Genomic DNA, 24,277 nt, shown 5'->3' on the forward strand with positions numbered 1-24,277 from the left:
GTAGAAAGTTGCAATTTTCCAAGAATCCAAAATAATTTAAAACATAAATCTTAGATATATTGCAGATAATCATTAACTATATAAAAATCCGACGGTAACAATCTTTCAGAAACCTTTTTAATCTACCAAAATTAAGATCAAAGTTCTCAGTCGATTGTTATGAAGAAAAGTAAATTAAAGAAATCCATCAAATCTCTGTCCTTTATGCTATTTTAGGATATCTTACAATTTAAAAAGAATTTTATGATATTTGCGAAATGAATGATATTGGTATAAATAGACTTTCAAGACTTGTAGCAATCTTAACAACTTTGCAAACAAGACGATTGATAACCTCTGCATCACTCGCCGAAAAATTTGGTGTAAGTACAAGAACTATTTACAGAGATTTAAAAACATTGGATCAAGCAGGGGTTCCCATTTTGACAGAAGACGGCAAAGGTTACAGTTTAATGGATGGTTATAAAATTCCACCCGTAATGTTTACCGAAAATCAAGCTAATGCTTTAATAATTGCAGAACAACTAGTTTTAAAAAATAGAGACAGTTCGCTAATAAAAGATTATGCCGAAGCCATAGACAAAATAAAAGCAGTATTAAGACAAAGCGAAAAAGACAAAGTTAACTTACTTTCAGTAAGAACAAAATTTGAAAAACTTAAAGATTTCGAAATTAATAGCAATAATTTATCAGTCATACAAAACGCATTAACCAACTTTTATTTAATAAAATTAGACTATATAAATGCCGAAAATAAAAAAAGCAAAAGAACCGTTGAGCCTTTTGCCTTGCTTAGTACTATAGAGAGTTGGCTTTTGGTTGCCTATTGTCGTTTGCGTGAAGAATTCCGTTTTTTCCGGTTGGACAGAATTAAAAAATTAGAAGTCTTACCAGACAAATTCACACCTCATAAAATGACTTTACAAGATTTTTTCGAAAAATATCACGGACATTAAATACCCTTGACATACAGGTGTCACTCGCTCATTTTAATTTTGCATTATAAATAATTTAAACAAAAATAAAATGAGTATCAAGAAATTACTGAGAAGCTATGCTGCTTACAATTTAAACGCACATCAACAGTTTGTAAATTGGTTAAGCAAACAATCGGATGAAGAATTACAGCAAGATGTTCCATCAAGTTTTAACAACATTCTTAAAACCCTAAACCATATTTGGGCTATTGAAGAAATTTGGTGTGCCTACCTTTTCAAAAATGATGATGTAGTTAATCGATACGGTGTGCAAGACCTTAAATCCAAAGAAGTTTTTAATGGGTTATTAAAAAGATCAGCAATAATTGCAGAGAAAGTTGATCAGCTTACAGACGAAAAGCTAACCGAAAATATGCATATAAAAACACCTTGGTTTGAAGCAAATCTTACAATTGCTGAGTATCTGCAACATCTTTTTAATCACAGCACCTATCATCGTGGGCAAATTATAACAATGGCACATAGTTTAAGATTTACAGAAATGCCATCAACTGACTTTTTATTTTACTCTTTAATGGCTTCAAACAAATAAACTTTAAAATTATGATTAAATATATTTTAAAAATAAATTGGTTAGCCGTTTTGCTATCATTGGTATTTTATTCATTTTTTGGTTGGCTTTGGTTCACCGTTTTATTCCCTAATCAATATGCTAGCACATTAGATAAATTGGGATTATTACCTGTAGAGCCAGACCCTATTTATTTTTATGGCCCACCTTTGACAATTCTCCCCACTATAATTACAACAGCATTATTGATGAGAGTGCTAGACATAAAAACAAGAAAAGTGGCTATTGAATTTGCATTAATCATTGGAATTGGTTTTTTGGTCGCTAATACTTTTGATATTGCAATCAACCCAAATATTCCGCATCCAATGCCTTATGGTTTACTTGTTGGCAGTTATCATTTAATTTGTATTCTAGTGTCTTGTCTCATTATGTTAGCAATGCGTAAGAAATGAATAAACCAGAAATAGAACAATTCTATCCAAAAACTAATCAGCATTTAAGAACCTGGTTGCAAAAAAATCATTTAACAAAAGATGCTGTTTGGATTATTTTTTATAAAAAGAATGCAGGAAAACCAACCGTAACCTGGAGTGATGCCGTAGATGAAGCTTTGTGTTTTGGATGGATTGATAGCAGAGCAGAAACTATTGATGACAATACTTTTAGACAATATTTTTGTAAGCGAAAACACAATAGTACTTGGAGCAAAATAAATAAACAAAAACTTGAAAAGCTGATGTCAAAAGGTTTAATGGCACCTGCGGGATTAGAAGTTATTGAAATTGCCAAACAGAATGGTTCATGGACAATTTTGGACGAAGTAGAAGAACTAATGATACCATCAGACTTAGAAGAGGCATTCACAAAGTTTGATAAGTCAAAGGATATTTTTTTGACATTAAGCAAAAGCAAAAAGAAGTATTTGTTGCAATGGATAGCACTTGCAAAAACAGAAGTAACAAGACAAAAAAGAATTCTGGAAATAGCAGAAAGTGCCTTCGATAAACAACTATCAAAACTATTTACACCCAAGAAGAAAAGTAACAGCTAACATAGAACAGTAATTTTATATAAGACATTAATAGTCAATAATTGTTTAACATGGATTTACATAAATAATATTCTTTTTAAAAATTTTAAATAAAATGAATAATCAAGAAATTATAATAAGAAAAGCAGTTGAATCAGATTCGGAAAAAGTTTGGATACTAATGAAAGAGCTTGCTATTTTTGAACATTATGATGATTCTTTTGCTATTACTCCAGAGATTATCAAAGAAAGCGGATTTAGAAAAACGCCTCCTGATTTTTTCTGCATTGTTGCTGAGTCTGATGATAAGATTGCCGGAATGCTTGTTTACTATTTCCTGCCGTATACGGCGCAGAACCGATCTGCAGTTTACTTAAAAGAATTATATGTTGACTATCGATATAGAGGCCTAAAAATAGGAGAAAAGCTAATGAATGCATTAAAGGAGGATGCAAAACAGCATGACTGTACACAGATCAAATGGACTGTCGCACCATGGAATGATGCAGGTAAAAGATTTTACGAACGTATAGGAGCAAAGGAAAATACAGAATGGCTAAATTACGAATGGAGTATCTAATGTGAAAATCAAAATAGAGCTGCTCAAAAATCAAAACTTAAAGCGTCATAATAATATATATTCCAAAAAGCTTTGATTCTTATAATAGAGAGGGGTTCCTATCATTACGCAACTACCCTTTTGAGCTCCTAAAGAAGAGGTTAAACTGGTTATAATCTCCAAAGTAATAGTTACTTCAGTACGATTTATAAAGTAAATCCAATATTTTCCCCCTTTGTACTTTCGAATAATTAAAATATATCGTAATTCTCAATATTTTAATACATTTGTTATTAAACATATTTCAGATGAATTTCGAGCAGATCAACTTACACCTTGAGGCTTACAAAGAGCATAACCAGATTTTGGATGCCGCAAAATATCTGATCCATTCTTTTGATCTTGAACATGAGAACTTTGCAGGATTTGGATTCAGGGAAGAACTTTCTCCCACCTCGATGCTTCTTACAGCAGAAGGAGGTCTGGGCGGGCCGCAAACCGTAATGATCCCAAGAAATTTATTTGATTTTGACCTGAACCTTGTTCTGAATATGGTGGCTCACGAAATGCTTCATGTAAGACAGAAAGCTCCCGGACAGGTAATTGAAGACAAAAATGAAAGAGAATTTCAGGCGTATTATGAGATGCTTTTTCACAAAGTATTTCCACAGATTCCGGAGGTTTCAGATTTTCATAAAAAATTCTTCGGCGGAAAAGCGTTGGAATATTACAAAAGAATGGGTGAAGGGTCAGTATTACAGCAAAAATATGCAGAGCAGAAAACAGAAGTAGAACATTTAATCAACGAATTACCATGACAGTAAAACCAGACATCTCCTGGGCAGATTTTGAAAAAATAGACATCAGATGCGGAACAATAATTTCAGTGAATGATTTTGAAAAAGCAAGAAACCCATCTTATCAGTTGGAAATAGACTTTGGAGATCTGGGAATCAGAAAATCATCGGCACAAATTACTTCTCTTTATGAAAAAGAGGAACTGGTAGGAAAACAGATTTTAGCCGTGGTTAATTTCCCTAAAAAGCAGATTGCCAACTTCTTCAGCGAATGTCTTGTTTTAGGATTATATGGTGATGATAAAAAAGATGTTACTCTTTTAGCTCCTTCATTGCCTACAAAAAACGGAATGCAGGTAGGATAGATACCAACAAAAACACATATGATACAGACCATACCTTTAGAAAGAGTTTTATTCCTTGATATTGAGACCGTTCCGCAGTCAGGATCCTGGGACGAATTATCCGAAACAGAGCAATACCTGTGGGACAAGAAGACCAGATTCCAGAGAAAAGAAGAGGTCTCGGCAGAAGAATTTTATGAACGTGCCGGTATTATGGCCGAGTTTGGAAAAATCATCTGCATTACCATCGGGATGATTGAAAAGAATGATACTTTAAAAATAAAAAGTTTCTCCGGACATGATGAAAAGAAAATGCTTCAGGAATTTGGAGAAATTTTCAACAGTCCCAGACTCTATAATGTCATTCTGTGCGCTCACAACGGAAAGGAATTTGACTTCCCCTGGATTGCCAGACGATACCTTATCAATGGAATGCAGCCTCCGGCTCCGTTCCAGATGTTTGGAAAAAAGCCCTGGGAGATTCCTCATATAGACACCATGGAACTGTGGAAGTTCGGGGATTATAAGAGTTTTGTGTCACTGGAATTACTGGCTCATGTCTTTGGCATTCCAACTCCGAAAGATGATATTGACGGCTCAATGGTTTCATCAATTTACTACATAGAAAAAGACTTGCAGAGAATTGTTGACTATTGTGAAAAAGATGTCTTAACTTTGGCAAATATTTTCCGGCGCATGCGTCAGGAAGATTTGTTGAAAAGGAATATCAATCTAGATTAAAAAATGAAATTTACAGACGATCAAATTGCTGACATTGGTGAGGAAATCATTGGTGTACTAAAAACCGTATATGACCCCGAAATCCCGGTAGATATTTACGAACTAGGACTGATTTATGATGTCCAGATCTCCGATGATGCTGACGTAAAAATTATAATGACACTTACGACTCCCAACTGTCCTGTTGCAGAAACACTACCACAGGAAGTAAAAGATAAAGTGGCTGAAGTAGAGAACGTAAAAAGTGTAGATTTAGAGCTTACTTTTGAACCGAGCTGGAATAAGGATATGATGAGTGAAGAAGCGAAGTTTGAGCTGGGAATGCTTTAATTACTCTTAACAATATAAACCCCCGAAAGAATTCTTTCGGGGGTTTTGTTTTTTACATATCTTTTGCAATTTCTTTTCCTTCTCTCCTGCTCCACTCACTCCAGGATCCTACATACAGATCGGGCATTGGAAAACCTGCATAATCCAGAGCCAAAATAGTGTGGCATGCTGTAACGCCTGACCCACAATGAATAATCAGATGCTCAGGGGTATTTTTTAATAACTGACTGTATTTTTCTTTTAAAACTACCGGACTCAGAAAATTACCGTTTTCATCAAGGTTTTCAGAAAAAGGAATATTGATCGCTCCCGGAATATGCCCTGCAACCAGATCTATTGGTTCAGACTCACCTCTGTATCGATAGGCATCTCTTACATCAATGACGGTGGAAGAATTTCCTGCCAGATCATTTTCAACAGTTTCCAGGCTCGAAACCGGAAGGTTCCACTGATTTTTTTCAATCAAAACAGCCTTATTAAATATTTCTTCTCCTGAAGAAAATTCAAAGTCATTTTTTTCAGCTGCCTGCATTCCGCCATCTAGAACCTGAACATTTGCAAGGCCGAAAGATCTCAACATCCACCATGCTCTTGCTGCTGCATTCGAAGCATTTTTATCGTCATACACAACAACGTGAGAGTTTTCAGTGACCCCAAGGTTCGACAATGTTTCAGCAAACTTTTCTACGAAAGGAAGCGGATGTCTTCCTCCAAAAGCAGCATCTTCTCCTATCTCAGCCAGATCTTTATCCAGATCAATAAATCTTGCTCCTTTAATATGTTTTTCAAGATAGTTTTGCTTTACCTCTTTTCCTGTTCTTGCATCAAGAATGATAAGATTTTCTGTGGAAAGGTTTTTTAATTCGGAGGGTGAGATGATTGGAGACATTTTGTTGATTTTGGGGTTAATTTAATTATTATTTGGCTAAAGCCATATGTATCTTAATATAGTAAAGCGGGCTTTAGCCCGCTCCTATTTATTTTTTTATTCTTTATAACTATTTAAAAATGAAAAATATCCTTCGCCTTGTTATAAGAACTTTCAAAGTTCAGGAGATTCAATTTATGTTCTGCTTTTTCAACACTCATAAAGTTGATCACCTGCTCGGTAGGCATATTTCCTACCAGATCATCTTTAGCCATAGGACAACCGCCAATTCCTTTGATAGCACTGTCAAATCTTCGGCAACCTTTATCATAAGCCGCTTTTAATTTCGAGTAAGAATCTTCATAACGGTTATGAAAATGTCCTCCGAAGTTGATTTCAGGGTATTTTGAAGGTATCTTTTCGAACAAGAGAGCAATGGTTTCCGGAGTTGCCACGCCGGTTGTATCTGACAATAAAATGTCTTTCACACCTATATCAGAGAATCTTTGTGCCCACTGGTCAACATCTTCCCATTTCCACATTTCACCGTAAGGATTCCCAAAAGCCATGGAAAAATAGATATTCAGCTGTTTTCCCTCGCCTCTTGTCAGCTCAAGCATTTTAATAATCTCCTCAAAAGCTTCTTCCTGACTTTTATTGGTATTTCTATGCTGAAAGGTTTCAGAAATAGAAAACGGAAAGCCCAGAATATCTACAGAATTGTGTTTCAGTGCTTTTTCGGCACCTCTGTAGTTTCCGATAATTGCAGAAACTTTCGTTTTGGAACGTGATTTATCAATATTTTCAGCTACTTCATCAGAGTCAGCCATCTGTGGAATTGCTTTTGGAGAAACAAAACTCAGACAATCCAGCACATCAAAGCCAACATCCATCAAGGAGTTGATATAATCGATTTTTTTATCGGTAGGGATAAATTCTCCCCATCCCTGCATCGCATCTCTAGGACATTCGGTAAGAAACATTGTTACTTTTTGATTTTCTCAAATATAATAAAACTAAACTACTTAGTATACTGTACATACAAATCTAACACTATTTTGATTTTCAAAGTTTTATATCTGATTTATAATTTCAATAACTGATATTAACTCTCAAATAATGTATTCTGAGCATCAAATTTGCTAACTTTGTTAAAATTTATGATAAATCTGATGAGTACAATAGAATTCAACCCAATGTGGAAAGAGAAATTACTGAACCGTTTTCTTAGCTATGTAAAAATATATTCAACCAGTGATGCAGAAAGTGAAGCAACACCTTCTACTCCGCGCCAGTGGGATATTGCCAACTATATTACTGAAGAACTGAAGACTATCGGTCTGGAAAATGTTTCAATTGATGAGCATGGTTATATTATGGGATATGTTCCTTCTAACCTTGAAAATGATGACAGACCTACTATCGGATTTATTTCACACTATGATACTTCACCGGATTTCAGTGGAGAAAATGTACAGCCTCAGGTTTGGGAAAACTATGATGGAAATGATCTTCTTTTGAACCAGGCGACAGGATTCACATTATCCCCTTCAAGATTTGAAAGCTTAAAAAAATACATCGGTCAGACCTTAATTACGACTGACGGAACAACTCTTCTTGGTGCTGATGATAAGGCAGGTTGTGCAGAGATTGTAACTGCTGCTGAGTACCTTATCGCCCATCCAGAGATCAAACATGGAAGAATCGCTATAGGATTTACTCCGGATGAAGAAATCGGAAGAGGCGCTCATAAATTTGATGTCGCTAAATTTGGTGCAGAGTGGGCTTATACCATGGACGGTGGAGAAGTTGGAGAACTGGAATATGAAAACTTCAATGCAGCAGGTGCTGTAGTAAAAATCCACGGATTGAGCGTTCACCCAGGTTATGCATATGGAAAAATGATCAATGCAGCTCTTTTAGCAGCTGAATTTGCTCAAACACTTCCGGCTAACGAAACTCCAGCAACAACAAAAGGTTTTGACGGATTCTATCATTTAATGGATATTACAGCTGACATCTCTGAAGCAAAACTTCAATACATCATCCGTGATCATGATGCAGATAAATTCGAAGCCAGAAAGAAATTCATGGAAGGGAAAATCGCTGAATTCAACCAGAAGCATGGCGAAGGAACTGCTGAAGTGGAGATCAAAGAGCAATACAGAAATATGAAGCAGCAATTTGAAGGTAAAATGCACATTGTAGACCTTGCTGCAAAAGCAATGACAGAAGCTGGCATTGAGCCTAAGATCAAAGCGATCAGAGGAGGAACAGATGGTGCACAGCTTTCTTATATGGGGCTTCCATGTCCGAATATTTTTGCAGGAGGAATCAACTTCCACGGACCCTACGAGTATGTAGCATTGGAAAGTATGGAAAAAGCCACTGAAGTAATTATTAATATTGTAAAAGCTTAATAAATCATGAAAAAGGTCTTAGCATCAGCATTCATTTTCACTTTTATTTTCGGCAGCGCCCAGATTTCTGAATTTCAAAGGGCAGATTCCCGCTATGAAAGAAAGAAAGCGGCTCTGTATAACAAATATCCTAAGCCTAATGATTTAAAAACCAAGAAAGAATGGCTTCTGACCGAGGATAAAATTGCAGCATACAAGGATGCTTTGGAAAAAGCTTCAGTTGAGGATAAGAAAATGATCGCTGCAGATCCACCCGCAAAAGGAAAGGTTACCAAAGAAGCTGAATATGATAAAGGTAAAGCCGCTTTCCAAAAGCTTTTATATGAAGCAGTGGATCTTGACTTTCTCAACTTTTCTTCAGATGCCTACAAAGCAACAATCACTTTTGTTGTAGACTCTAAAGGAAATGCTCTTGACCCCAACGTAAAAGGAAATAATGAAGATGTAAATGCATTCATTGAAGCCGCTTTTTACCGCATAAAAGACAAAGGCAAGTGGAAGCCGGCAGAAGATAAAGGAAAACCGGTATCTTCTACTGTTTCTATTCCTTTAACATTGATTTTAAAAAAATAATCTATATAAACCCGCTCTCATCACAGCGGGTTTTTCATTTCCTATTACCTTAGAAATTCGTATTCATGATTACCAGAACAAAATGTAAATCTCACTGAAAATCATTATGTTATTGATACTAATTTAATATGATTCTTTTGTGAGCGTTAAATAATTCACCTAAATTAGATAGAAACTTAAAATCACTGTTTATGAAAATGAAATCTAACCCCTTCACAATCAGCAGAAAATTTTATTTTTCTATTCTTTTTTCTATTTTCTGTTTGCTTCTTTTAACGTCTTGTTCTCAGGATGATCCACTGGATACTCCTGTTGAAAATACCGCAGAGTCTGTTCCTATGAAGACATTAGGAAAACTGACTTTACAGAAAAATGTTATTATCTTGAATGATGAATCGGTAAATGCAATTTCTGCCCACAATGAAGGGGAAATTACATTTAACCACAGCACTCCACAAACAGACAGTATTTCGGCAGGAACTGTTATTGTCGGCACAAAAGTAGAAGGCAATCAGGTGAGTACCATCCTTTCAAAAGTGAACGCTGTTTCCAAATCAAATAACGGCTTCACAGTACAGACTTCCAGTGCAAAACTTGAAGAATTTATCTATAGCGGAACACTCAGCGGAGTGTATGATCCATCAGATAAAGCGCCTATTAATATCAATGGAAAAATGGTGAATTATGTTCCCGTAGAAGGTTTGGTTTCTCAGGAGATCAATCGTAAAATACTTTCTATTGAAGCCAAAAACCTCCAAAATCAAAAAGCAGTTGCTTTCAACCGTTTTGATTTTGATAAAACCTTTTCATTTCCCTTATCCTCAGCAGGAACTTCCAGCGTGAATGTAAAGGGTGGATTTACTCCAAAAATTGATTATCATATCACTTTTTCTTGGGGCCATTTATCTGATTTTTATGTCAACCTCATCATGGATGACATCAAGCTTCAGAGCTCTGCAAGTATTGTAGGAAGCCTGGGTTATACAGCCAGCACGACAGATTATCTGAATATCCCTATCGTTCCTATTGTCTTGGGACCTACTGGTCTTATTTTAAGCCCTACCCTTTCTGCAGGACCATTTCTTGGAGTGCAGGCAACAGGAAAGGTGCAAGGACAGCTTTTGGATCTTGAAGGAAATGCCAACTTCCTGATAAGCAAAACTCCGGCACTTAATATCAATCTTCAAAAGAAATCAGATCCCGCCATCACCGGTGTGGAAGGAAACTTATCTGCTGAAGCAGGTTTAGAGGCTAAAGGAGCTGTAGGACTGCTGTTTATTTCTATTCCTATTGCCAATTCCGGATTAAGAGGAAGAGCTTCTGCCCTTTCATCTTTGGGATTGACATTTATTCCCGAAAGAAAAGGAGTATTTTCTGTAAAAGGCAAAATTCAGGCAGATATGTTTTATGGTTTTGGAATAGCTCCTCTCAGGTATGAAGGGACTATCCCTCTTTTCAAAAAAGAATATCTGCTGTATCAAAAGGATTTCACTTTCTAAGACATAGCAGTCCATCTATCTCATTATCAATAAGCCACTCTTGAAGTGGCTTATTTTAGTATAAAAAACATCATACATATAATTCATTTACAATTAATTAACGCAATTTTATTATATTTACAAGGATGTACAATTTTAAACTATAACATTTAATACCAAATTTAATCATGAAAAAAATGAAAAAACTTTTGAGAAAAGACTTATCTGCAATTCTGGGAAGCGGAGGCGGAGGCTGTCATATGGGAGGAAATTCCTATAATTGTCAGGATGACTGCCAGTGTGCCTGGGGAAATGCCTGTGAAATGTATGAAGACGGAAGTCCGGGACAATGCATCGCTGTAGGAGGTGGTGGAAATCCTGGCGGAGGCGGATGCAACCCTCCTTCTATCTGTGAAGAACAACCTTATTAGTAATAGAAAGCCGGGAGTAGTACTACTTCCGGTTTTTATTTTTCATCCGAAAACAGAACCTTGTCAAAGCATCTCTGCCGTTCATCAAATAAAATTTCATCTCCTGCTTCATAATTGTTGTTTTGCATCAGATTTTTAACAACACTTAATTTATGAAGCAGCAATTTTTAGCCTTGAGCTCTCTATTATTGTGCATTTCCTGCACTATAGACATTAAAGCACAGCAAACCCCCGCTTTTCACATCGGAATAAAGGGAGGAACAAATTTTACAAAAACCTCAACGGAATCTTCTTCCTTGGAAGGGAAATACGGCTTCGGTTATCAGGCGGGAGTAATGACAAGAGTAGACCTGGGAAGCCTGTATGTACAAGGAGAAGCACTCTTCAACAAAAGGAAAACATCATTCGAGTCCCAAGACGGAAGCTCTTCAAAACTTTCATGGAACGCTATTGATATCCCTGTAATGGTAGGATATAAATTCATTAAAACCGATGATTTCAATGTAAGGGTATTTGCCGGAGGCGTTTACAGCTATGCTTTTAATAATAATTTATCTACTTCTCAGGCTCTTCAGGAAGGTTTTAAAAAGTTTGATAAATCCAATATTGGAGTTATGGGAGGAGTAGGATTAGACTATAAAAATTTCACGGTAGATCTGAGATATGAGACCGGCCTTACAAGCATTAGTAAAGAATTTAAGTCCAAACCCCACAGTTTTTCCCTCGGAATAGGGTATTTCCTGTTCTAAAAAACTTAAATTATCTTTACCTGTTAGAAACTGTTTTCCCTGCAGTTTCTAATTTTTTTATCAACCTATTTCCAGTTCCATGACAAAATCTTTTGTTTTAAAAGAATATATATTTACTTTTATTTTCTGGCTTGTTCTTGCTATTGTACTATGGTGTAATTTCCAGACCACCACAGAAAAATATCTTGCAATGATTCAAGCCGTTATCATTGTGAGTTTCTCTTTTACATTTACCCATTTTTTAACCAACAAACTTCTTCCAAAAGCTTTAAGGGAAAAAAGAATGAAACGGTTTCTGATCCAGGCGGTGATGGTTATTTTTATATTAAGCCTGATTTTTGCTATTGTTTTCACGTATCTAGAAGTCGCTCCCAAAGAGCAGCTTCCAAAAGATTTTTTGGAGCAACTTCCTTTTTTGTGGAAGGGCTTTTATATGTCTTTGCCCGCATCATTCCTGATCAACGGGGCAGCATGCGGTATCAAGTTTTATAAAGAACACGGAAGAATAGAACGTGATCATATTCTCCTTCAGCAGGCTCATCTGGAAAACCAGCTCAAGCTTTTGCAGGATCAGATCAACCCTCATGTAGTATTTAATATTCTGAACCATATTCATATTCTGATGAAAACGGATACGCAGCTTGCGGATTTTCTGCTGATGAAATTTTCGGATATTCTCCGGTATCAGCTGTATCACTGTAACCAAGCCATGGTTCCTTTGGATAAAGATGTTGAATATCTTCAAAACCTTGTTGAAGTAGAAAAACTGAGATGGGGAAACGAGCTGGATGTGAAAGCAAACTGGGAAATCGGTAACAGGAAAGCCCTTATTGCACCATTGCTTCTTGTTCCTTTTATTGAAAATGCATTTAAATACGTCTGCAGGCTGCCCGGTCATAAAGGGTATATAAAAATCTCCTGTAAAGAGAAAGACAATCACCTCTATTTCTATGTTGAAAATTCCTATTCGGATGTGGCAACCTATAAAAAGAAAGAAGGAACAGGAGGAATTGGTCTTCAAAATGTAAAAAAACGGTTAAAACTACAATATCCGGATTCCCATGATCTGAAAATTGAAACGGATAATCATATCTTTAAAATAACTTTACGACTAACGCTATCTGACCATCATGAGTAATATTATTCCTAAAATGAAATGCCTGATTATAGATGATGAACCTCTGGCAAGATTCCATCTTAAAGAACTCGCTGATCAGATTGACTTTCTATCGGTTGAAGGAACATGTGCCACAGCCCTGGAAGCAGACACCAAAGTAAAGGAGAGTGAAATAGACCTCCTTTTCCTGGATATCAATATGCCTTATCTTTCCGGTCTGGAGTTTCTGGAACAGCTTGAAAATCCGCCTTTGTGTATTCTTACCACAGCTTATTCCGAATATGCTTTGGAAGGATTCCGTCTGCAGGTAGCAGATTATCTTTTAAAGCCTATTGCTTTTAACCGTTTTTATCAGGCAGTAAACAGGGCACAACAGCAGTTTATCATCAGTGAAAAACTGAAAAAGAATACTTCCTTGGATGATCCTTTTCTATACGTGAGGCAGTCCGATTCCTTTATTAAGGTTTCCTGGGTAGATATTCTTTACATTGAAAGTATGCAGAATTATACTAAGCTTCATTTTAAAGATAAATCACTGATTATCCATCAGACGATGAAGGCTATTGAAGAATCGCTTCCTTCAGATCACTTTTTCAGGATTCATAAGTCATACCTCATCAATATCACCCATATCGATATGATCTCCGGAGGGCGGCTCTTCATTAATAAAATTGAGCTTCCTATTTCCCGTACCCGAAAAGAAGAATTACTTAATCAGGTGGTGTATAAGAAACTGATCAGCAAATAAAGAAATAACTTATTATAAAAAGGGAAGGCATTAAAGCGCCTTCCCTTCTTGTTTTATGGCAGATTCCAGCGCAGTGATACTGCAGCGTAGAATGTACTTGCAAATCTTGGGTCTGCTACTTTTTTGTCTCTGAAAATACTTTTGATCTTTCGGTCATTTTCGCTGAAGCTTCTCAGTATTGCTGTTCCACCTGTGAGGCGTAACGTAAGTCTGTCATTGATTTTCAATTCCGGTCTAAGTCCTGCGGTGATCTGCTGGTAACCCAGCAACATAGATTTTCCGCCTACATTTCTCTCAACAGTCATTCCGTTGAGGTCTACAACAGCTTTTAAAGCAAATTTGTCTGAAAACAGATAACCGGCTTCCATTCCTTGTGGGAAATTGAGACTGAATTTTATCTTTCCATTCGTTTTCCAGTCAAGATAAATCCAGGGTAAAATCATAGGAACTCCAAAAGCAGTGGTAAGTACCGGCCCTCCACCCAATGAAAGGTTAGGATTAAAATGTCTGATAAACAAAATTCCTCCCTGCCCCAGTACATCATCAAAACTGACTCTTTCAAGGTCTGTATAAACTCCCACGGAAGCGTTCATCATCATGCTCCACTTTTTGCCCAAAGGTCTCATATGCTGTATTCCGACTTGCGCATTCAGCATCTGATCCGGAAATAATTGGGTTTCGTAATTTTTGTGTGTCATCTTTGCATAAGACCCGCTCAGCAGCATAGACCAGGATCTTACTTTTCCATCGGTGTCTTTTTTTACAGATAACGGAATACTCAGATTAAGATCGATCCTTTTAAAATCACTTTTAGAATTCGTCTTTGTACTGTCTTCAGGTCGGATATAGTTTGAGCCCGGAATATATTCTGTTTTCAGCTCCGCAGAGAGCCCGGATTGAGCGCTTACCCAATACCCTAATGGCATTAAACAGCATAAAACTGTCGAAAGGGTTCTTTTCATATTTTAAATTTTATGCAAAGAGAACCCTTTGGTGATTTTTTACAAAAATTACTTGATTAAGTGTCCGGATAGTATGACAACAGGATCAAATAAGAGGATTAGTTTTTCTGCTGTATGAGAACAGATACTTAAGCTGTTACTTTTTGAGCCTTAAAAATACGGTATCCGAACCACACCGCGATTAATGCCATTGCAGAACGTGTCACCACCATCGGAATGATAGAGTCTGCTTCTAAAAGACCTATCAGCCCTGATATTAAGAATGTAACCATCAACTGCATGAATCCAAGTAATGCAGCTGCTGTCCCTCTTCCTTCTTTAAATGGAGATAGCGCATGGGCTGATGTAATAGGAAACAAAATACCGATGGCCAGCAATGACAGATAAAGCATTGCAATTTCCAGGGCTACAGAAACATTTTCCGCAGCAATCAGAATATGGAGAGAACACACCACCAGCAGTACAATGGTAGCCGTAAATAAAAGCGTTGAGTTGCTTATTCTTTTGATCAGCTTAGGGGTAATATATGCCGCCGTTATCAAGGCCAGAGAGTTAAAAGCAAATATAAAACTGAACACACCGCTTGAGAACCCGTGGATTTCCATAAACAGGAAGGGTGCATTCGAAATATAAATAATAAGGGATGCAAAAGCAAGACTTCCTACCATTGTACTGTTGATAAAATCTTTGTTGGAAATGATCATTTTCAGCTGATCTTTTAATCCTTTTTCATTCAACAGTTCATCATCCGGAAGATTAATTCTGCTATTGGTTTCCGGTACATATTTGTAAACCATGAAAAGCGTTATCAGTCCCATGATGCATAAAAAAGCAAAAGAACTGTTCCAGCCCCAGAATTTAAGGAAAACACTTCCCAATAGCGGTGCGACAATAGGTGCAATGCCACTGATCTGAGACTGCTGTGAAAAGATCGTTACCGATTTCTGTTTATCATAAAGATCAATAATGATAGCCCTGCCAATAACGATTCCGGCACTTCCTCCGAACGCCTGCAGAAAACGCATTGCCCATAAAACATAAATATCTGAGGTAAAATAGATGGCTGCTGTTCCTATAATAAAAAGTAAAAGCCCGCAATAGAGCATAGGTTTACGTCCTTTTTTATCGGACAAAGGTCCCCACAACAGCTGCCCGAAAGCAAACCCTGCAAAAAACACAGAAATGGAGATCTGGATATGACCGATATCGGTATTAAAGATTTGGGCCATACTTGGGAAAGCGGGAAGATAAAGATCTATACTTAGCGACTCCAATGTGTTGAGCAGTGCTAAAATAAACACTACAATATTCAAATTCTTCTTCATAAATAACATAAGCCCTCACGGGCGATTTTTCAGCTGCAAAGGTGCTGTAAAAAGCTTAGTTTTTCAATAAAAGAACTGAAGGAAGGATAGCACAAACTGAAGATTTATATACAATAATAAATAAAAAGCATTAGTTTAAGCTTATCATTATAGTAAATATTGAAGATTACTTTTTTCCATTATTCTTAAAATAGTCGGGATTTTGGCCAGTATGTTTCTTGAAAAATCTTGAAAAATATGAAGTATCGTTAAAGCCAAGTTTAAAAGCAATTTCCTTCACCGTGAGGGCTCCAAAGCTAAGTTCTCTTTTGGCTTCCAGGATAAGGCGCTGAGAAATCATTTTTTTTACAGTTGTACCTCTCAAAAGGCGAACAATATCATTAAGATGATGGCTGCTTATCTTTAACTGACCAGCATAGAAATTGGTTTCTTTATGTACGATATAATGTCTCTCAATAAGCCCTATCAGTTCCTGAATACGTTGACGGTCATTCAGTAAAGGTTCCTGAGGGTTAATTTGTTCTCCGATGATGATACAAAATGCTTTCAGATAAGCCTTTAAGAGTTCTGTTCTTGCTTTTGTTTTATATTCCTGCTCCATTAATGCTATAATTGTACTGCAGGTATTTTCATTTTGAGGATTTAAAAAAAAGGGAAGCTCTCCTCCCGTAAGTACCGATTCTATATTACAGGCCTCGTTGAAAATTTCCCGGCTTATTGCCATTGCATATCCTTCCTCTCCTTCTAATTTCATATTGAATGCCTGGCCTGGAGCAATGATGCAGATTTGATTGTTCTCAAGGGTATAGCTTTCAAAATCCAACTCTAAACGGCTGTTTTCATACACCTTTCTAAACCAGATAATCTCAAAAAAATTATGCCTGTGAACATCATGAAAGTTTTCAGGACCCGCAGCACTTAGCGTACTCATCTGAAATTTTTCAGAAGTGAGATGGTGAACCGGGATTTCTTTTTCTGGTGTAATCATCACTATATAATAAAGTAATTAACTATAAACAAAAACCGCAGCAAAAAATACTACGGTTTTCTTACAATATTTAAAATTAAATATAATTTTTCGATTTTAGCAGACTGATTTTCAATTCCTTTTTATAATTATCAGCCTGTTTCTAGCTAAAAACAAAATAATAAATCAAACTCCAGACTGTTACAAAGAAAAAAACAAAAACAAATGATTCTTTCAGATTCTGATTCCGTTTTTTGATGTAATGTTTATAAAGAGTTACGATTATAAATGTAATAATAACTAAAACTGGTAATACGGTAAATGTATACATTTTACTGGCCTAAAAAAGCATCCCATCCCTGAGCGGTAAGGGCTATCAGCTGGTTAGATCCTCTTGCTACCATAAAGTTTCCTTCTTCATTTTCTACTGCATATCCGATGATGGTAAAATCAGGGTGGTTTCTAATTTTATCAAAATCATTGGGTGAAATAGTGAACAAAAGTTCATAATCTTCACCACCGCTTAAAGCAGTCATTACCGGATTCAAATTCATTTCATCTGCAGTAGAGATGGTAAGGTTGTCCAATGGAACTTTTTCCTCATACAATCTGAATCCTACTTTTGACTGATCTGAAAGGTGAAGAATTTCAGAAGCCAGACCGTCTGAAATATCGATCATTGAAGTGGGTTTAACATCCAGTTCCTCCAAAATGTTTTTAACATCTGTTCTTGCTTCAGGCTTCAGCTGTCTTTCCAGGATATAATCGTAGCCTTCCATTTCCGGCTGCATATTAGGGTCGGCAAGGTATACAGCATGTTCTCTTTCCAGAATCTGTAAGCCCATGTATGCTCCACCCAAATCTCCTGTTACCACAAGAAGATCATTTGGCTTTGCTCCGCTTCTTTTTACGATGTTTTCTTCATTTTCAATTCCTACAGCCGTAATGCTCATTACCAGTCCTGAGTTGGAACTTGTAGTGTCTCCTCCTACCAGATCGACTTTATATCTTGCACAAGCAGCCTGAATCCCGGAATAGATTTCTTCCAAAGCTTCCACCGGAAAACGGTTTGAAACCGCAAGGGAAACCAATATCTGGGTAGGCGTCGCATTCATTGCAGCAATATCACTGAGGTTTACGACCACAGCCTTATATCCTAAATGTTTTAAAGGAACATATCCTAAATTAAAATGTACTCCCTCCGCCAGCACATCTGTCGTAAGAATTACTTTTTTATTATCCGGATTAATAACTGCTGCATCATCTCCCACACCAAGTTCCGAAGATTCATTGGATAGCGGAAAATGTTCTGTCAGATGTTTAATAAGACCGAATTCTCCTAATTTCGAAATGGGCGTAAGCTCCTGTGATTTATCTTCAAACATGATTTTTATTTATAGTGATAATTGATAAATGATCAATCATCGTTCATCATTTATATATTAATTTCTGACGGGTCAATATTGTGTGGGTGGAAAGGAAACTTCTTGAAATCTTCTTTCGACAATACAACGGTTTCCGGGCTCTTATACTTATTCATTGCTTCCACAACGTCATCCGGCGGAGTGGTCATTTTTCTAAGCATCATATCGATCCATACTCCTGTTGCTTCTGCTGTAGCACAGTGCAGCCCATCCGGAGTATAGAATTTGTGAACGAAACGGTAAATAGAAGAATCTTCCGAGCATCCGTCAATTTCTACACTTACGATTACGATCTGATCTGCATAAATCTCTTTGAAGAAAGAATATCTTTCGTGCAGAATTACCGGACCAATTCCCCATCTGCTTAGCTGGGTAACTCCCATTTTCTCTTTAGTCATAAAAGCCATTCTGGCTTGCGCACAATATTGTACATATGATGAATTGGCTAAGTGCTTGTTGGCATCAAGATCGCTCCATCGCACTTCAAATTTATGGTAGAAAATCATTTGAAAATCGTTTTTGGTATGATTAAATTATAATCTTCAAAAATACTCAAATAAGATGGTTTATAAAAATTGTACTTTTGAAAAAATAATCTTCCGCATAGGATTACATAGACATGAAACAGATCATTATTATCGGAGGCGGTGCTGCAGGCTTTTTCTGTGCATCCAATCTTGACGAAAAAAAATATACAATTACGATTTTAGAGCAGAACTCTGATGTTCTTCAGAAGGTTAAAATTTCCGGAGGCGGGCGATGCAATGTAACCCACGCCTGTTTTGATCCAAGAGAACTTGTTCAGTTTTATCCTCGTGGAAACAAGGAACTGCTAAGTGTTTTCAGCAAATTTCAGCCTGGTGACACAATGGAATGGTTTGACCAGCGTAATGTTCCCTTGAAAATTGAAAATGACAACAGAACTTTCCCTGAAAGCAATTCTTCACAGACTATCATCAATACTTTTTTGAATGAGACCCAAAAGAAGAATGTCTCCGTACAAACAAAATGTTCGGTAAAAGAGATTGAAAAACAGGATGAAAAATATATTGTAAAGACCTCTTCAGGAGACTTTGAGGCAGATTATATCGTTTATACTACCGGAAGTTCTCCAAAATCGTTGAAAATGGTTGAGAATCTTGGGCATAAGATTGTAGATCTTGTCCCTTCCCTTTTTACGTTTAATATTAAAGATGATTTACTGAAAGATCTTCCTGGAACAAGTTTTGAAAACGCGGGAATTTCCATTCCGAAGCTGAAAACTGAAGAAAGCGGACCGTTGCTTATTACCCACTGGGGACTTTCAGGACCTGCTGTTCTGAAAATTTCTGCATGGGAAGCGATAAGCCTGGCAAAACTTAAATATAACTTTGAAATTGAAGTTAATTTTGTTTCCATAGAAACGGATGAAGCGGAAGAAATCTTTACTCATTTCAAACAAAGCAATCCTAAAAAGACTATCGGACAATCCAAAATCTTTGATATTACAAACAGATTCTGGCAAAAGATTTTAGATATTTCAAAAGTTGACCTCAACAAGCAGGTTGCGAATATTTCCGGAAAGGAAATGCAGAAAATCATTGAAAACCTTTGCCAAAAAAAGTTTCAGGTTACCGGAAAATCAACCTTTAAAGATGAATTCGTAACCGCCGGAGGTGTTGATTTAAAGGAAATTAACTTTAAAAACATGTCTTCAAAACTGCTTCCTAATTTTTATATTGCAGGCGAGGTTCTCAATATAGATGCTGTAACGGGAGGGTTCAATTTCCAGGCATGCTGGAGTGAAGCATGGCTGATTGCACAGGATCTCAATAACTTATAAAAAACACACCATGAAAAAGATATCAATGCTCATCTTACTATTAGGAACTCAATTTGCTTTTTCTCAAACAATACAAAAGGAAGAGCAACAAACCTCAACTCCATCGTCGGAGGTAAATAAGGACGAAATCACTCCTGTCGAATATCCCGGAGGAATGATTGCTTTGAGACAAGATATTAGTCAAATCTTTGATCCTTCAAAATTTGAGAACTCCTCGGGAATATCTAAATCAATTACAAAGTTTGATATTAATCCCGATGGGAGTATAAGTTCTATTTCAACAACAGGAAACAATCCTGCTCTGAATAAAGAGATGGACCGCGTCATAAAAGCTTTAAAGACCAAATGGAAGCCTGCTACTAAAAACGGGCAAGCAGTTAAAGCAACGTACCGCATTCCTATGACTTTAAATCTTTAAAATGCTAATCTGAAAAGCTAATAAACCATATCTATGAAAAGAATACTAGCATTCATTTTATGTCTTGGATTTGGGCTTACATTTGCTCAAACAGAAGAAAATAAAACACAACCTGTGGAGAATCATTCTGGAGATCAACATAATCCAGAACAAAGTAAACCTGCAGAATATCCTGGCGGAATTTCAGCATTTATGCGAGAGGTATCTCAAAAAATTAATTCTAACAAAATAAAAGGGGCTAAAAGCAGAACAAGTTCAAAAGCAAAATTTTCTGTCAATGCTAAAGGTTATATTGAAACTATTATCGTAACCGGAGAAAATGAATCTCTTAATCATGAGGTAGAAAGAGTGATGAAATCTATGAAAACCCAATGGAAGCCCGGAGAATATAAGGGGAACCCCGTAATGATTTGGTTTACCCTCCCTTTCTCTATCAATTTTGACTAATCGAGATGCTCTCTGCTAAAAGAAATATATCTACCCTTTTTAAAATCCTTCTCATCATAGGATTTGGATACTTCTTTTGGCTGATGCTGAAAATCACGTTAGAATACATTCCTTTTAATCCTGAAGCCAGTTTTCTGATGATCAAACAGACGGAAGTTATAGATAGGCCAGAATATCTTGCATTTTTCTATACACATGTCTATACCAGTATTTTTGTGCTTCTTTCAGGGTTTCTGTCCATTCTCAGACGGAATTTTGGATTAAAAAACTTCCACCGGAATATGGGAAAAGTATATATTCTTCTCATTCTGATCTGTGCGGCACCTTCCGGAATTTATATGGGAATATTTGCCAACGGAGGCATCCTATCGAAGGTTTCGTTTGTTATTTTGGGCATTTTATGGTGGTTTTCAACGTTTAAAGCGTATCAGCTGGCAAGGCAGAAAAGGTTTAAAGAACACAAACAATGGATGTGGCGGAGTTTTGCCTTTACATTATCTGCTATTACGTTGAGAATGTGGAAAGTTATTATTGTATATTTATTTCATCCCAATCCTATGGATGTCTATCAGATCATTGCATGGCTGGGCTGGGTTCCTAACCTCCTTATTATTGAATATTTAATCACAAAAAAACATATATGAAAATTCTAAATTACACTCTCATTTCTTTACTGACAGTTTCTTTGGTAAGCTGCAAAAAAGATGGGAAAACCAATGAAGCGGGAAAAGATTCTCTAACCGCAAAAAAGGATTCTGTTGTCGTTCCTGAAGTTCATAAAGAATACTATGGAATTTATACCGGTGAATTTGCCGGAATGGAAAAGGTAGTTGACGAAATGGACGGTTCGGAATATGATGTTAATAATTATAAAAGAATTTCTTTGAAGATCAACAGAATCACAAAGGACAGTGTTTACGGACAAAGTATTGTGAATGGAAATCAGCGTCCATTTAAAGGAGTTTTCAATGAAGCTGCAGCCTCTTTTGTCCTGGATGAACCTGGAAATGACAAAACGGACGGAAGGTTCGAGGTAAAACTGAAAGGCGACAGCTTAACCGGAAAATGGAATGCCTTCAATAAAACATCGGTAAAAGCGCCTTCAAAAACTCTTAAGCTGACAAAAAAAGAGTTCGTTTATAATCCTAACTTTATGCTGGATAAGGATTCTGATCTGGTAGACTGGTCAAACCCTAAAGAGTTTACAGAAAAGTACAAGGATGAAGAAACCGGAAAAACAGAAAGCTATAAAACCTCTAAAAACCGCATCGCCTCAGAAGCGATATTCAAACTGAATGCATCCAAGCAGAAGCTGACGGAAAAAGATCTTAAAAACTTAAGAAAACTTGACCTTGAGATCATCAAAAATTCTGTATTTGCAAGACATGGCTATTCTTTTAAAAAAGAAACCTACAGAAACTTCTTTGAACAGACAGATTGGTATATTCCTGTTTCCAGCAATGTAGATAATGATCTTTCTCCTATGGAAAAGGACAATGTAGCTTTACTGAACCGCTTTACCAAGTATGCGGAAGATAAATACGATAGTTTTGGAAGATAGGTGCTAGGTTGCAGGAATTAGGTATTAGGGGTCGAGGTTAAGCCATCATTGTTTGTCGTCCTTACAAAAATATAGAGGATTAGGCAGCCTACGGCATAACACAAATTATCAATCCACGAAAAAGAATTTCCGATAACGATATACATTAGGCTTCCAGGACGGAAGCCTAGTTTTTCTGCAATATGGAAATACTGGGCAAATTCTACCATAAATGAAAAAATCAGAATTCCAAGGATCAGCTTCTGGTCATTTACTTTTACAAAACTCTTCACAAAGGTGTACATAAGCATCACCACAATCACATCTCCAAGATAGGCTCTGACAAAGAAAATCCCGCTCAGTTTTGTAGCGATTAAGATTTCTACAAGAAAAATAAGAAGGGTCAGAAGGAAATACTTCAGGCTGAACTGTAATTTCATTTCAAATCGGGTTTAAGGCATAAAAAATCGGTATTCTAAGAACACCGATCTTATTCTAGGTAAGCAAATATATTATTTCTTTACTTTGATTGTACATCCGATGGCCACTGTTTTTGTCATTTTTACAGCATCCCCTTTTATTAAAGCATTTACGGCATCCTGAACATAATATTCTGATACATCATTCGGATTATCATAATTGTTGTCGATAGCGCCAATATATTTTACCATATTCTTTCCGTTTTCCTTTTTCAATACAAAAACATGCGGAGTCTTTGTAGCGCCATACTGCGGGTAAATTTTCTGCCCTTCATCCACCAGATACGGAAAAGTAAAGCCCTTCTGCTTGGCTCTTTCGATCATCTGCTGATAGCCGTCCTCCGGCTGTGCATTAGGATCATTAGGATTAATGGCAATGACCGGATATCCCTGCGCTTTGTATTTTTTATCCAGCTCAATGATTCTGTCTTCATATTTCTTGGCATAAGGACAGTGGTTGCAGGTAAATACCACAATGAATCCTTTTGCACTTTTAAAATCACTCAGAGAGACCATTTTCCCATCAATATTTTTAAGCTTAAAATCAGCAGCTTCATCTCCTACTTCATAGCCTTTTACAGATGAAACGCTCTCTTTTTTATTTTTGCCTTTATCGTGATCCGTTGTCGTAAAGCTCAGTAATCCAAGCCCAACAATGAATGCCGTCATTACAATTTTCAGGTTTTTCATAATAGATTATTTATTGTAGATTTTCTTTAATTGTTTTTTCAAGATCTTCTTTGCTCATTTCACCATCATTAAAATGAATTTTCTCCCCATTTTTATAGAACAGCGTTACCGGAATATTCCCATCCCAGTCTTTTTCGAACCTTGGTATCCAGGTATTCATTCTTTTGATATCATCCAGCAGAAGTACTTCAGCAGTAAGATTTTTATTTTTAATGAATTTCAAAACTCTTTCTTTATCTGCAAGCCTGTCCAGTGAAACCAGAATCATTTTAAATTTAGGATTTCCGGCATATTGATGACTGATCTCCATAAAATGAGGCATTTCCTTTACACAAGGGCCACAGGTAGTTGACCAAAAGTTGACCACAAGAAGTTTATCTTTCTCTTCCTGAATTCGTTTTTCCAGATTTTCATATTTCACTACTGAAACTTCAGTCTGCTGGGCATTGAAAACCGTACAAAAAAGAAACAGTGCCATTATTTTCAACAAATTCTTCATCCTCAAA

Annotated in this window: 31 protein-coding genes; 21 read left to right on the plus strand and 10 right to left on the minus strand. The window is 36.6% G+C overall.

The window, feature by feature from the left end:
* The first annotated feature begins 257 nt into the window (after positions 1-257).
* The 9 genes from DBR39_RS10255 to DBR39_RS10295 all read left to right on the plus strand — a co-directional run bounded on the left by DBR39_RS10255 (position 258) and on the right by DBR39_RS10295 (position 5,313).
* Positions 258-956, plus strand: a complete 699-nt coding sequence (locus tag DBR39_RS10255) for a helix-turn-helix transcriptional regulator (protein WP_124532782.1) — start codon at positions 258-260, stop codon at positions 954-956.
* Positions 957-1,026: 70 nt separating this feature from the next.
* The gene (locus tag DBR39_RS10260; protein WP_124532784.1) at positions 1,027-1,530 is read left to right on the plus strand and encodes a DinB family protein; all 504 of its coding nucleotides are present in this window, start codon (positions 1,027-1,029) and stop codon (positions 1,528-1,530) included.
* Between the two features lie 11 nt (positions 1,531-1,541).
* Positions 1,542-1,964 (plus strand): DUF1761 domain-containing protein, encoded by a 423-nt coding sequence (locus DBR39_RS10265; protein WP_124532786.1) that lies wholly within the window; start codon positions 1,542-1,544, stop codon positions 1,962-1,964.
* Complete coding sequence (locus DBR39_RS10270; protein WP_124532788.1) at positions 1,961-2,563, plus strand: YdeI/OmpD-associated family protein; 603 nt, start codon at positions 1,961-1,963, stop codon at positions 2,561-2,563. The genes DBR39_RS10265 and DBR39_RS10270 overlap by 4 nt, the downstream gene beginning before the upstream one ends.
* Before the next feature lie 160 nt (positions 2,564-2,723).
* Positions 2,724-3,122, plus strand: a complete 399-nt coding sequence (locus DBR39_RS10275) for a GNAT family N-acetyltransferase (RefSeq protein WP_228447814.1) — start codon at positions 2,724-2,726, stop codon at positions 3,120-3,122.
* A 287-nt stretch (positions 3,123-3,409) separates the two neighbouring features.
* Entirely contained in the window at positions 3,410-3,919 is a 510-nt protein-coding gene (locus DBR39_RS10280) for a hypothetical protein (protein WP_124532792.1), read from the plus strand.
* Entirely contained in the window at positions 3,916-4,263 is a 348-nt protein-coding gene (locus tag DBR39_RS10285) for a tRNA-binding protein (RefSeq protein WP_124532794.1), read from the plus strand. The genes DBR39_RS10280 and DBR39_RS10285 overlap by 4 nt, the downstream gene beginning before the upstream one ends.
* Before the next feature lie 18 nt (positions 4,264-4,281).
* Positions 4,282-4,983 carry a 3'-5' exonuclease gene (locus tag DBR39_RS10290; protein WP_103235385.1) on the plus strand — a complete coding sequence of 234 codons (702 nt, stop codon included), beginning with the start codon at positions 4,282-4,284 and terminating at the stop codon, positions 4,981-4,983.
* Positions 4,984-4,986: 3 nt separating this feature from the next.
* Positions 4,987-5,313 (plus strand): SUF system Fe-S cluster assembly protein, encoded by a 327-nt coding sequence (locus DBR39_RS10295; RefSeq protein ID WP_034691980.1) that lies wholly within the window; start codon positions 4,987-4,989, stop codon positions 5,311-5,313.
* 52 nt (positions 5,314-5,365) lie between these two features.
* On the opposite strand, the gene DBR39_RS10300 is transcribed toward DBR39_RS10295, so the two are convergent.
* Together DBR39_RS10300 and DBR39_RS10305 are read right to left on the minus strand one after the other, a co-directional pair.
* Positions 5,366-6,202: a sulfurtransferase gene (locus tag DBR39_RS10300; RefSeq protein WP_124532796.1), complete on the minus strand. Its 837-nt coding sequence runs from the start codon at positions 6,200-6,202 to the stop codon at positions 5,366-5,368.
* 113 nt (positions 6,203-6,315) lie between these two features.
* Positions 6,316-7,164 carry a hydroxymethylglutaryl-CoA lyase gene (locus tag DBR39_RS10305; RefSeq protein ID WP_124532798.1) on the minus strand — a complete coding sequence of 283 codons (849 nt, stop codon included), beginning with the start codon at positions 7,162-7,164 and terminating at the stop codon, positions 6,316-6,318.
* A gap of 189 nt (positions 7,165-7,353) precedes the next feature.
* Between DBR39_RS10305 and pepT the strand changes: the two genes are divergently transcribed.
* The 7 genes from pepT (at position 7,354) to DBR39_RS10345 (ending at position 13,697) form a co-directional block, all read left to right on the plus strand.
* On the plus strand, positions 7,354-8,601 hold the full coding sequence (gene pepT, locus DBR39_RS10310; RefSeq protein WP_124532800.1) for a peptidase T: 1,248 nt from the start codon (positions 7,354-7,356) through the stop codon (positions 8,599-8,601).
* 6 nt (positions 8,602-8,607) lie between these two features.
* Positions 8,608-9,174 carry an energy transducer TonB gene (locus DBR39_RS24470; protein ID WP_228447815.1) on the plus strand — a complete coding sequence of 189 codons (567 nt, stop codon included), beginning with the start codon at positions 8,608-8,610 and terminating at the stop codon, positions 9,172-9,174.
* Between the two features lie 191 nt (positions 9,175-9,365).
* Entirely contained in the window at positions 9,366-10,673 is a 1,308-nt protein-coding gene (locus tag DBR39_RS10325; RefSeq protein ID WP_124532806.1) for a hypothetical protein, read from the plus strand.
* A 176-nt stretch (positions 10,674-10,849) separates the two neighbouring features.
* On the plus strand, positions 10,850-11,083 hold the full coding sequence (locus DBR39_RS10330; protein ID WP_124532808.1) for a hypothetical protein: 234 nt from the start codon (positions 10,850-10,852) through the stop codon (positions 11,081-11,083).
* Positions 11,084-11,235: 152 nt separating this feature from the next.
* The gene (locus tag DBR39_RS10335; protein WP_124532810.1) at positions 11,236-11,832 is read left to right on the plus strand and encodes a porin family protein; all 597 of its coding nucleotides are present in this window, start codon (positions 11,236-11,238) and stop codon (positions 11,830-11,832) included.
* Between the two features lie 79 nt (positions 11,833-11,911).
* Positions 11,912-12,970, plus strand: coding sequence for a sensor histidine kinase (locus tag DBR39_RS10340; RefSeq protein ID WP_124532812.1), 1,059 nt, complete (start codon positions 11,912-11,914; stop codon positions 12,968-12,970).
* Positions 12,963-13,697, plus strand: coding sequence for a LytR/AlgR family response regulator transcription factor (locus DBR39_RS10345; protein ID WP_103233902.1), 735 nt, complete (start codon positions 12,963-12,965; stop codon positions 13,695-13,697). The genes DBR39_RS10340 and DBR39_RS10345 overlap by 8 nt, the downstream gene beginning before the upstream one ends.
* A 53-nt stretch (positions 13,698-13,750) precedes the next feature.
* On the opposite strand, the gene DBR39_RS10350 is transcribed toward DBR39_RS10345, so the two are convergent.
* The 5 genes from DBR39_RS10350 to DBR39_RS10370 form a co-directional block, all read right to left on the minus strand.
* Positions 13,751-14,659 carry a DUF6268 family outer membrane beta-barrel protein gene (locus DBR39_RS10350; protein WP_124532814.1) on the minus strand — a complete coding sequence of 303 codons (909 nt, stop codon included), beginning with the start codon at positions 14,657-14,659 and terminating at the stop codon, positions 13,751-13,753.
* A gap of 128 nt (positions 14,660-14,787) precedes the next feature.
* The gene (locus tag DBR39_RS10355) at positions 14,788-15,984 is read right to left on the minus strand and encodes a multidrug effflux MFS transporter (RefSeq protein ID WP_185147167.1); all 1,197 of its coding nucleotides are present in this window, start codon (positions 15,982-15,984) and stop codon (positions 14,788-14,790) included.
* A 166-nt stretch (positions 15,985-16,150) separates the two neighbouring features.
* Positions 16,151-16,972, minus strand: coding sequence for a helix-turn-helix domain-containing protein (locus DBR39_RS10360; RefSeq protein ID WP_124532818.1), 822 nt, complete (start codon positions 16,970-16,972; stop codon positions 16,151-16,153).
* Between the two features lie 311 nt (positions 16,973-17,283).
* Positions 17,284-18,336, minus strand: a complete 1,053-nt coding sequence (gene thiL, locus DBR39_RS10365) for a thiamine-phosphate kinase (RefSeq protein ID WP_124532820.1) — start codon at positions 18,334-18,336, stop codon at positions 17,284-17,286.
* Positions 18,337-18,386: 50 nt separating this feature from the next.
* A complete protein-coding gene (locus DBR39_RS10370) occupies positions 18,387-18,881 on the minus strand; it encodes an acyl-CoA thioesterase (RefSeq protein ID WP_109737850.1) in 495 nt (164 codons plus the stop codon).
* Positions 18,882-18,994: 113 nt separating this feature from the next.
* Here DBR39_RS10370 and DBR39_RS10375 point away from each other — a divergent pair, with 113 nt between their 5' ends.
* The 5 genes from DBR39_RS10375 to DBR39_RS10395 are packed head-to-tail and all read left to right on the plus strand — an operon-like array spanning position 18,995 to position 22,623.
* Positions 18,995-20,197, plus strand: coding sequence for an NAD(P)/FAD-dependent oxidoreductase (locus DBR39_RS10375; RefSeq protein ID WP_185147168.1), 1,203 nt, complete (start codon positions 18,995-18,997; stop codon positions 20,195-20,197).
* 10 nt (positions 20,198-20,207) lie between these two features.
* Positions 20,208-20,615, plus strand: a complete 408-nt coding sequence (locus DBR39_RS10380; RefSeq protein WP_124532824.1) for an energy transducer TonB — start codon at positions 20,208-20,210, stop codon at positions 20,613-20,615.
* A 33-nt stretch (positions 20,616-20,648) separates the two neighbouring features.
* A complete protein-coding gene (locus DBR39_RS10385; protein WP_124532826.1) occupies positions 20,649-21,062 on the plus strand; it encodes a hypothetical protein in 414 nt (137 codons plus the stop codon).
* A 5-nt stretch (positions 21,063-21,067) separates the two neighbouring features.
* The gene (locus tag DBR39_RS10390; protein WP_124532828.1) at positions 21,068-21,706 is read left to right on the plus strand and encodes a DUF2306 domain-containing protein; all 639 of its coding nucleotides are present in this window, start codon (positions 21,068-21,070) and stop codon (positions 21,704-21,706) included.
* Positions 21,703-22,623 (plus strand): YARHG domain-containing protein, encoded by a 921-nt coding sequence (locus tag DBR39_RS10395; protein ID WP_124532830.1) that lies wholly within the window; start codon positions 21,703-21,705, stop codon positions 22,621-22,623. The genes DBR39_RS10390 and DBR39_RS10395 overlap by 4 nt, the downstream gene beginning before the upstream one ends.
* 17 nt (positions 22,624-22,640) lie before the next feature.
* Here the strand turns inward: DBR39_RS10395 and DBR39_RS10400 are convergent, their stop codons facing one another.
* The 3 genes from DBR39_RS10400 to DBR39_RS10410 all read right to left on the minus strand — a co-directional run bounded on the left by DBR39_RS10400 (position 22,641) and on the right by DBR39_RS10410 (position 24,249).
* Positions 22,641-23,042, minus strand: a complete 402-nt coding sequence (locus tag DBR39_RS10400) for a DUF2809 domain-containing protein (protein ID WP_124532832.1) — start codon at positions 23,040-23,042, stop codon at positions 22,641-22,643.
* A gap of 72 nt (positions 23,043-23,114) precedes the next feature.
* Positions 23,115-23,771 carry a thioredoxin family protein gene (locus DBR39_RS10405; protein WP_124532834.1) on the minus strand — a complete coding sequence of 219 codons (657 nt, stop codon included), beginning with the start codon at positions 23,769-23,771 and terminating at the stop codon, positions 23,115-23,117.
* A gap of 10 nt (positions 23,772-23,781) precedes the next feature.
* Complete coding sequence (locus DBR39_RS10410; RefSeq protein WP_228447816.1) at positions 23,782-24,249, minus strand: TlpA family protein disulfide reductase; 468 nt, start codon at positions 24,247-24,249, stop codon at positions 23,782-23,784.
* Positions 24,250-24,277 lie beyond the last annotated feature (28 nt).

The sequence above is a fragment of the Chryseobacterium sp. KBW03 genome (genome assembly GCF_003852415.1).
In the GTDB taxonomy this organism is placed as follows: Bacteria; Bacteroidota; Bacteroidia; order Flavobacteriales; family Weeksellaceae; genus Chryseobacterium; species Chryseobacterium viscerum.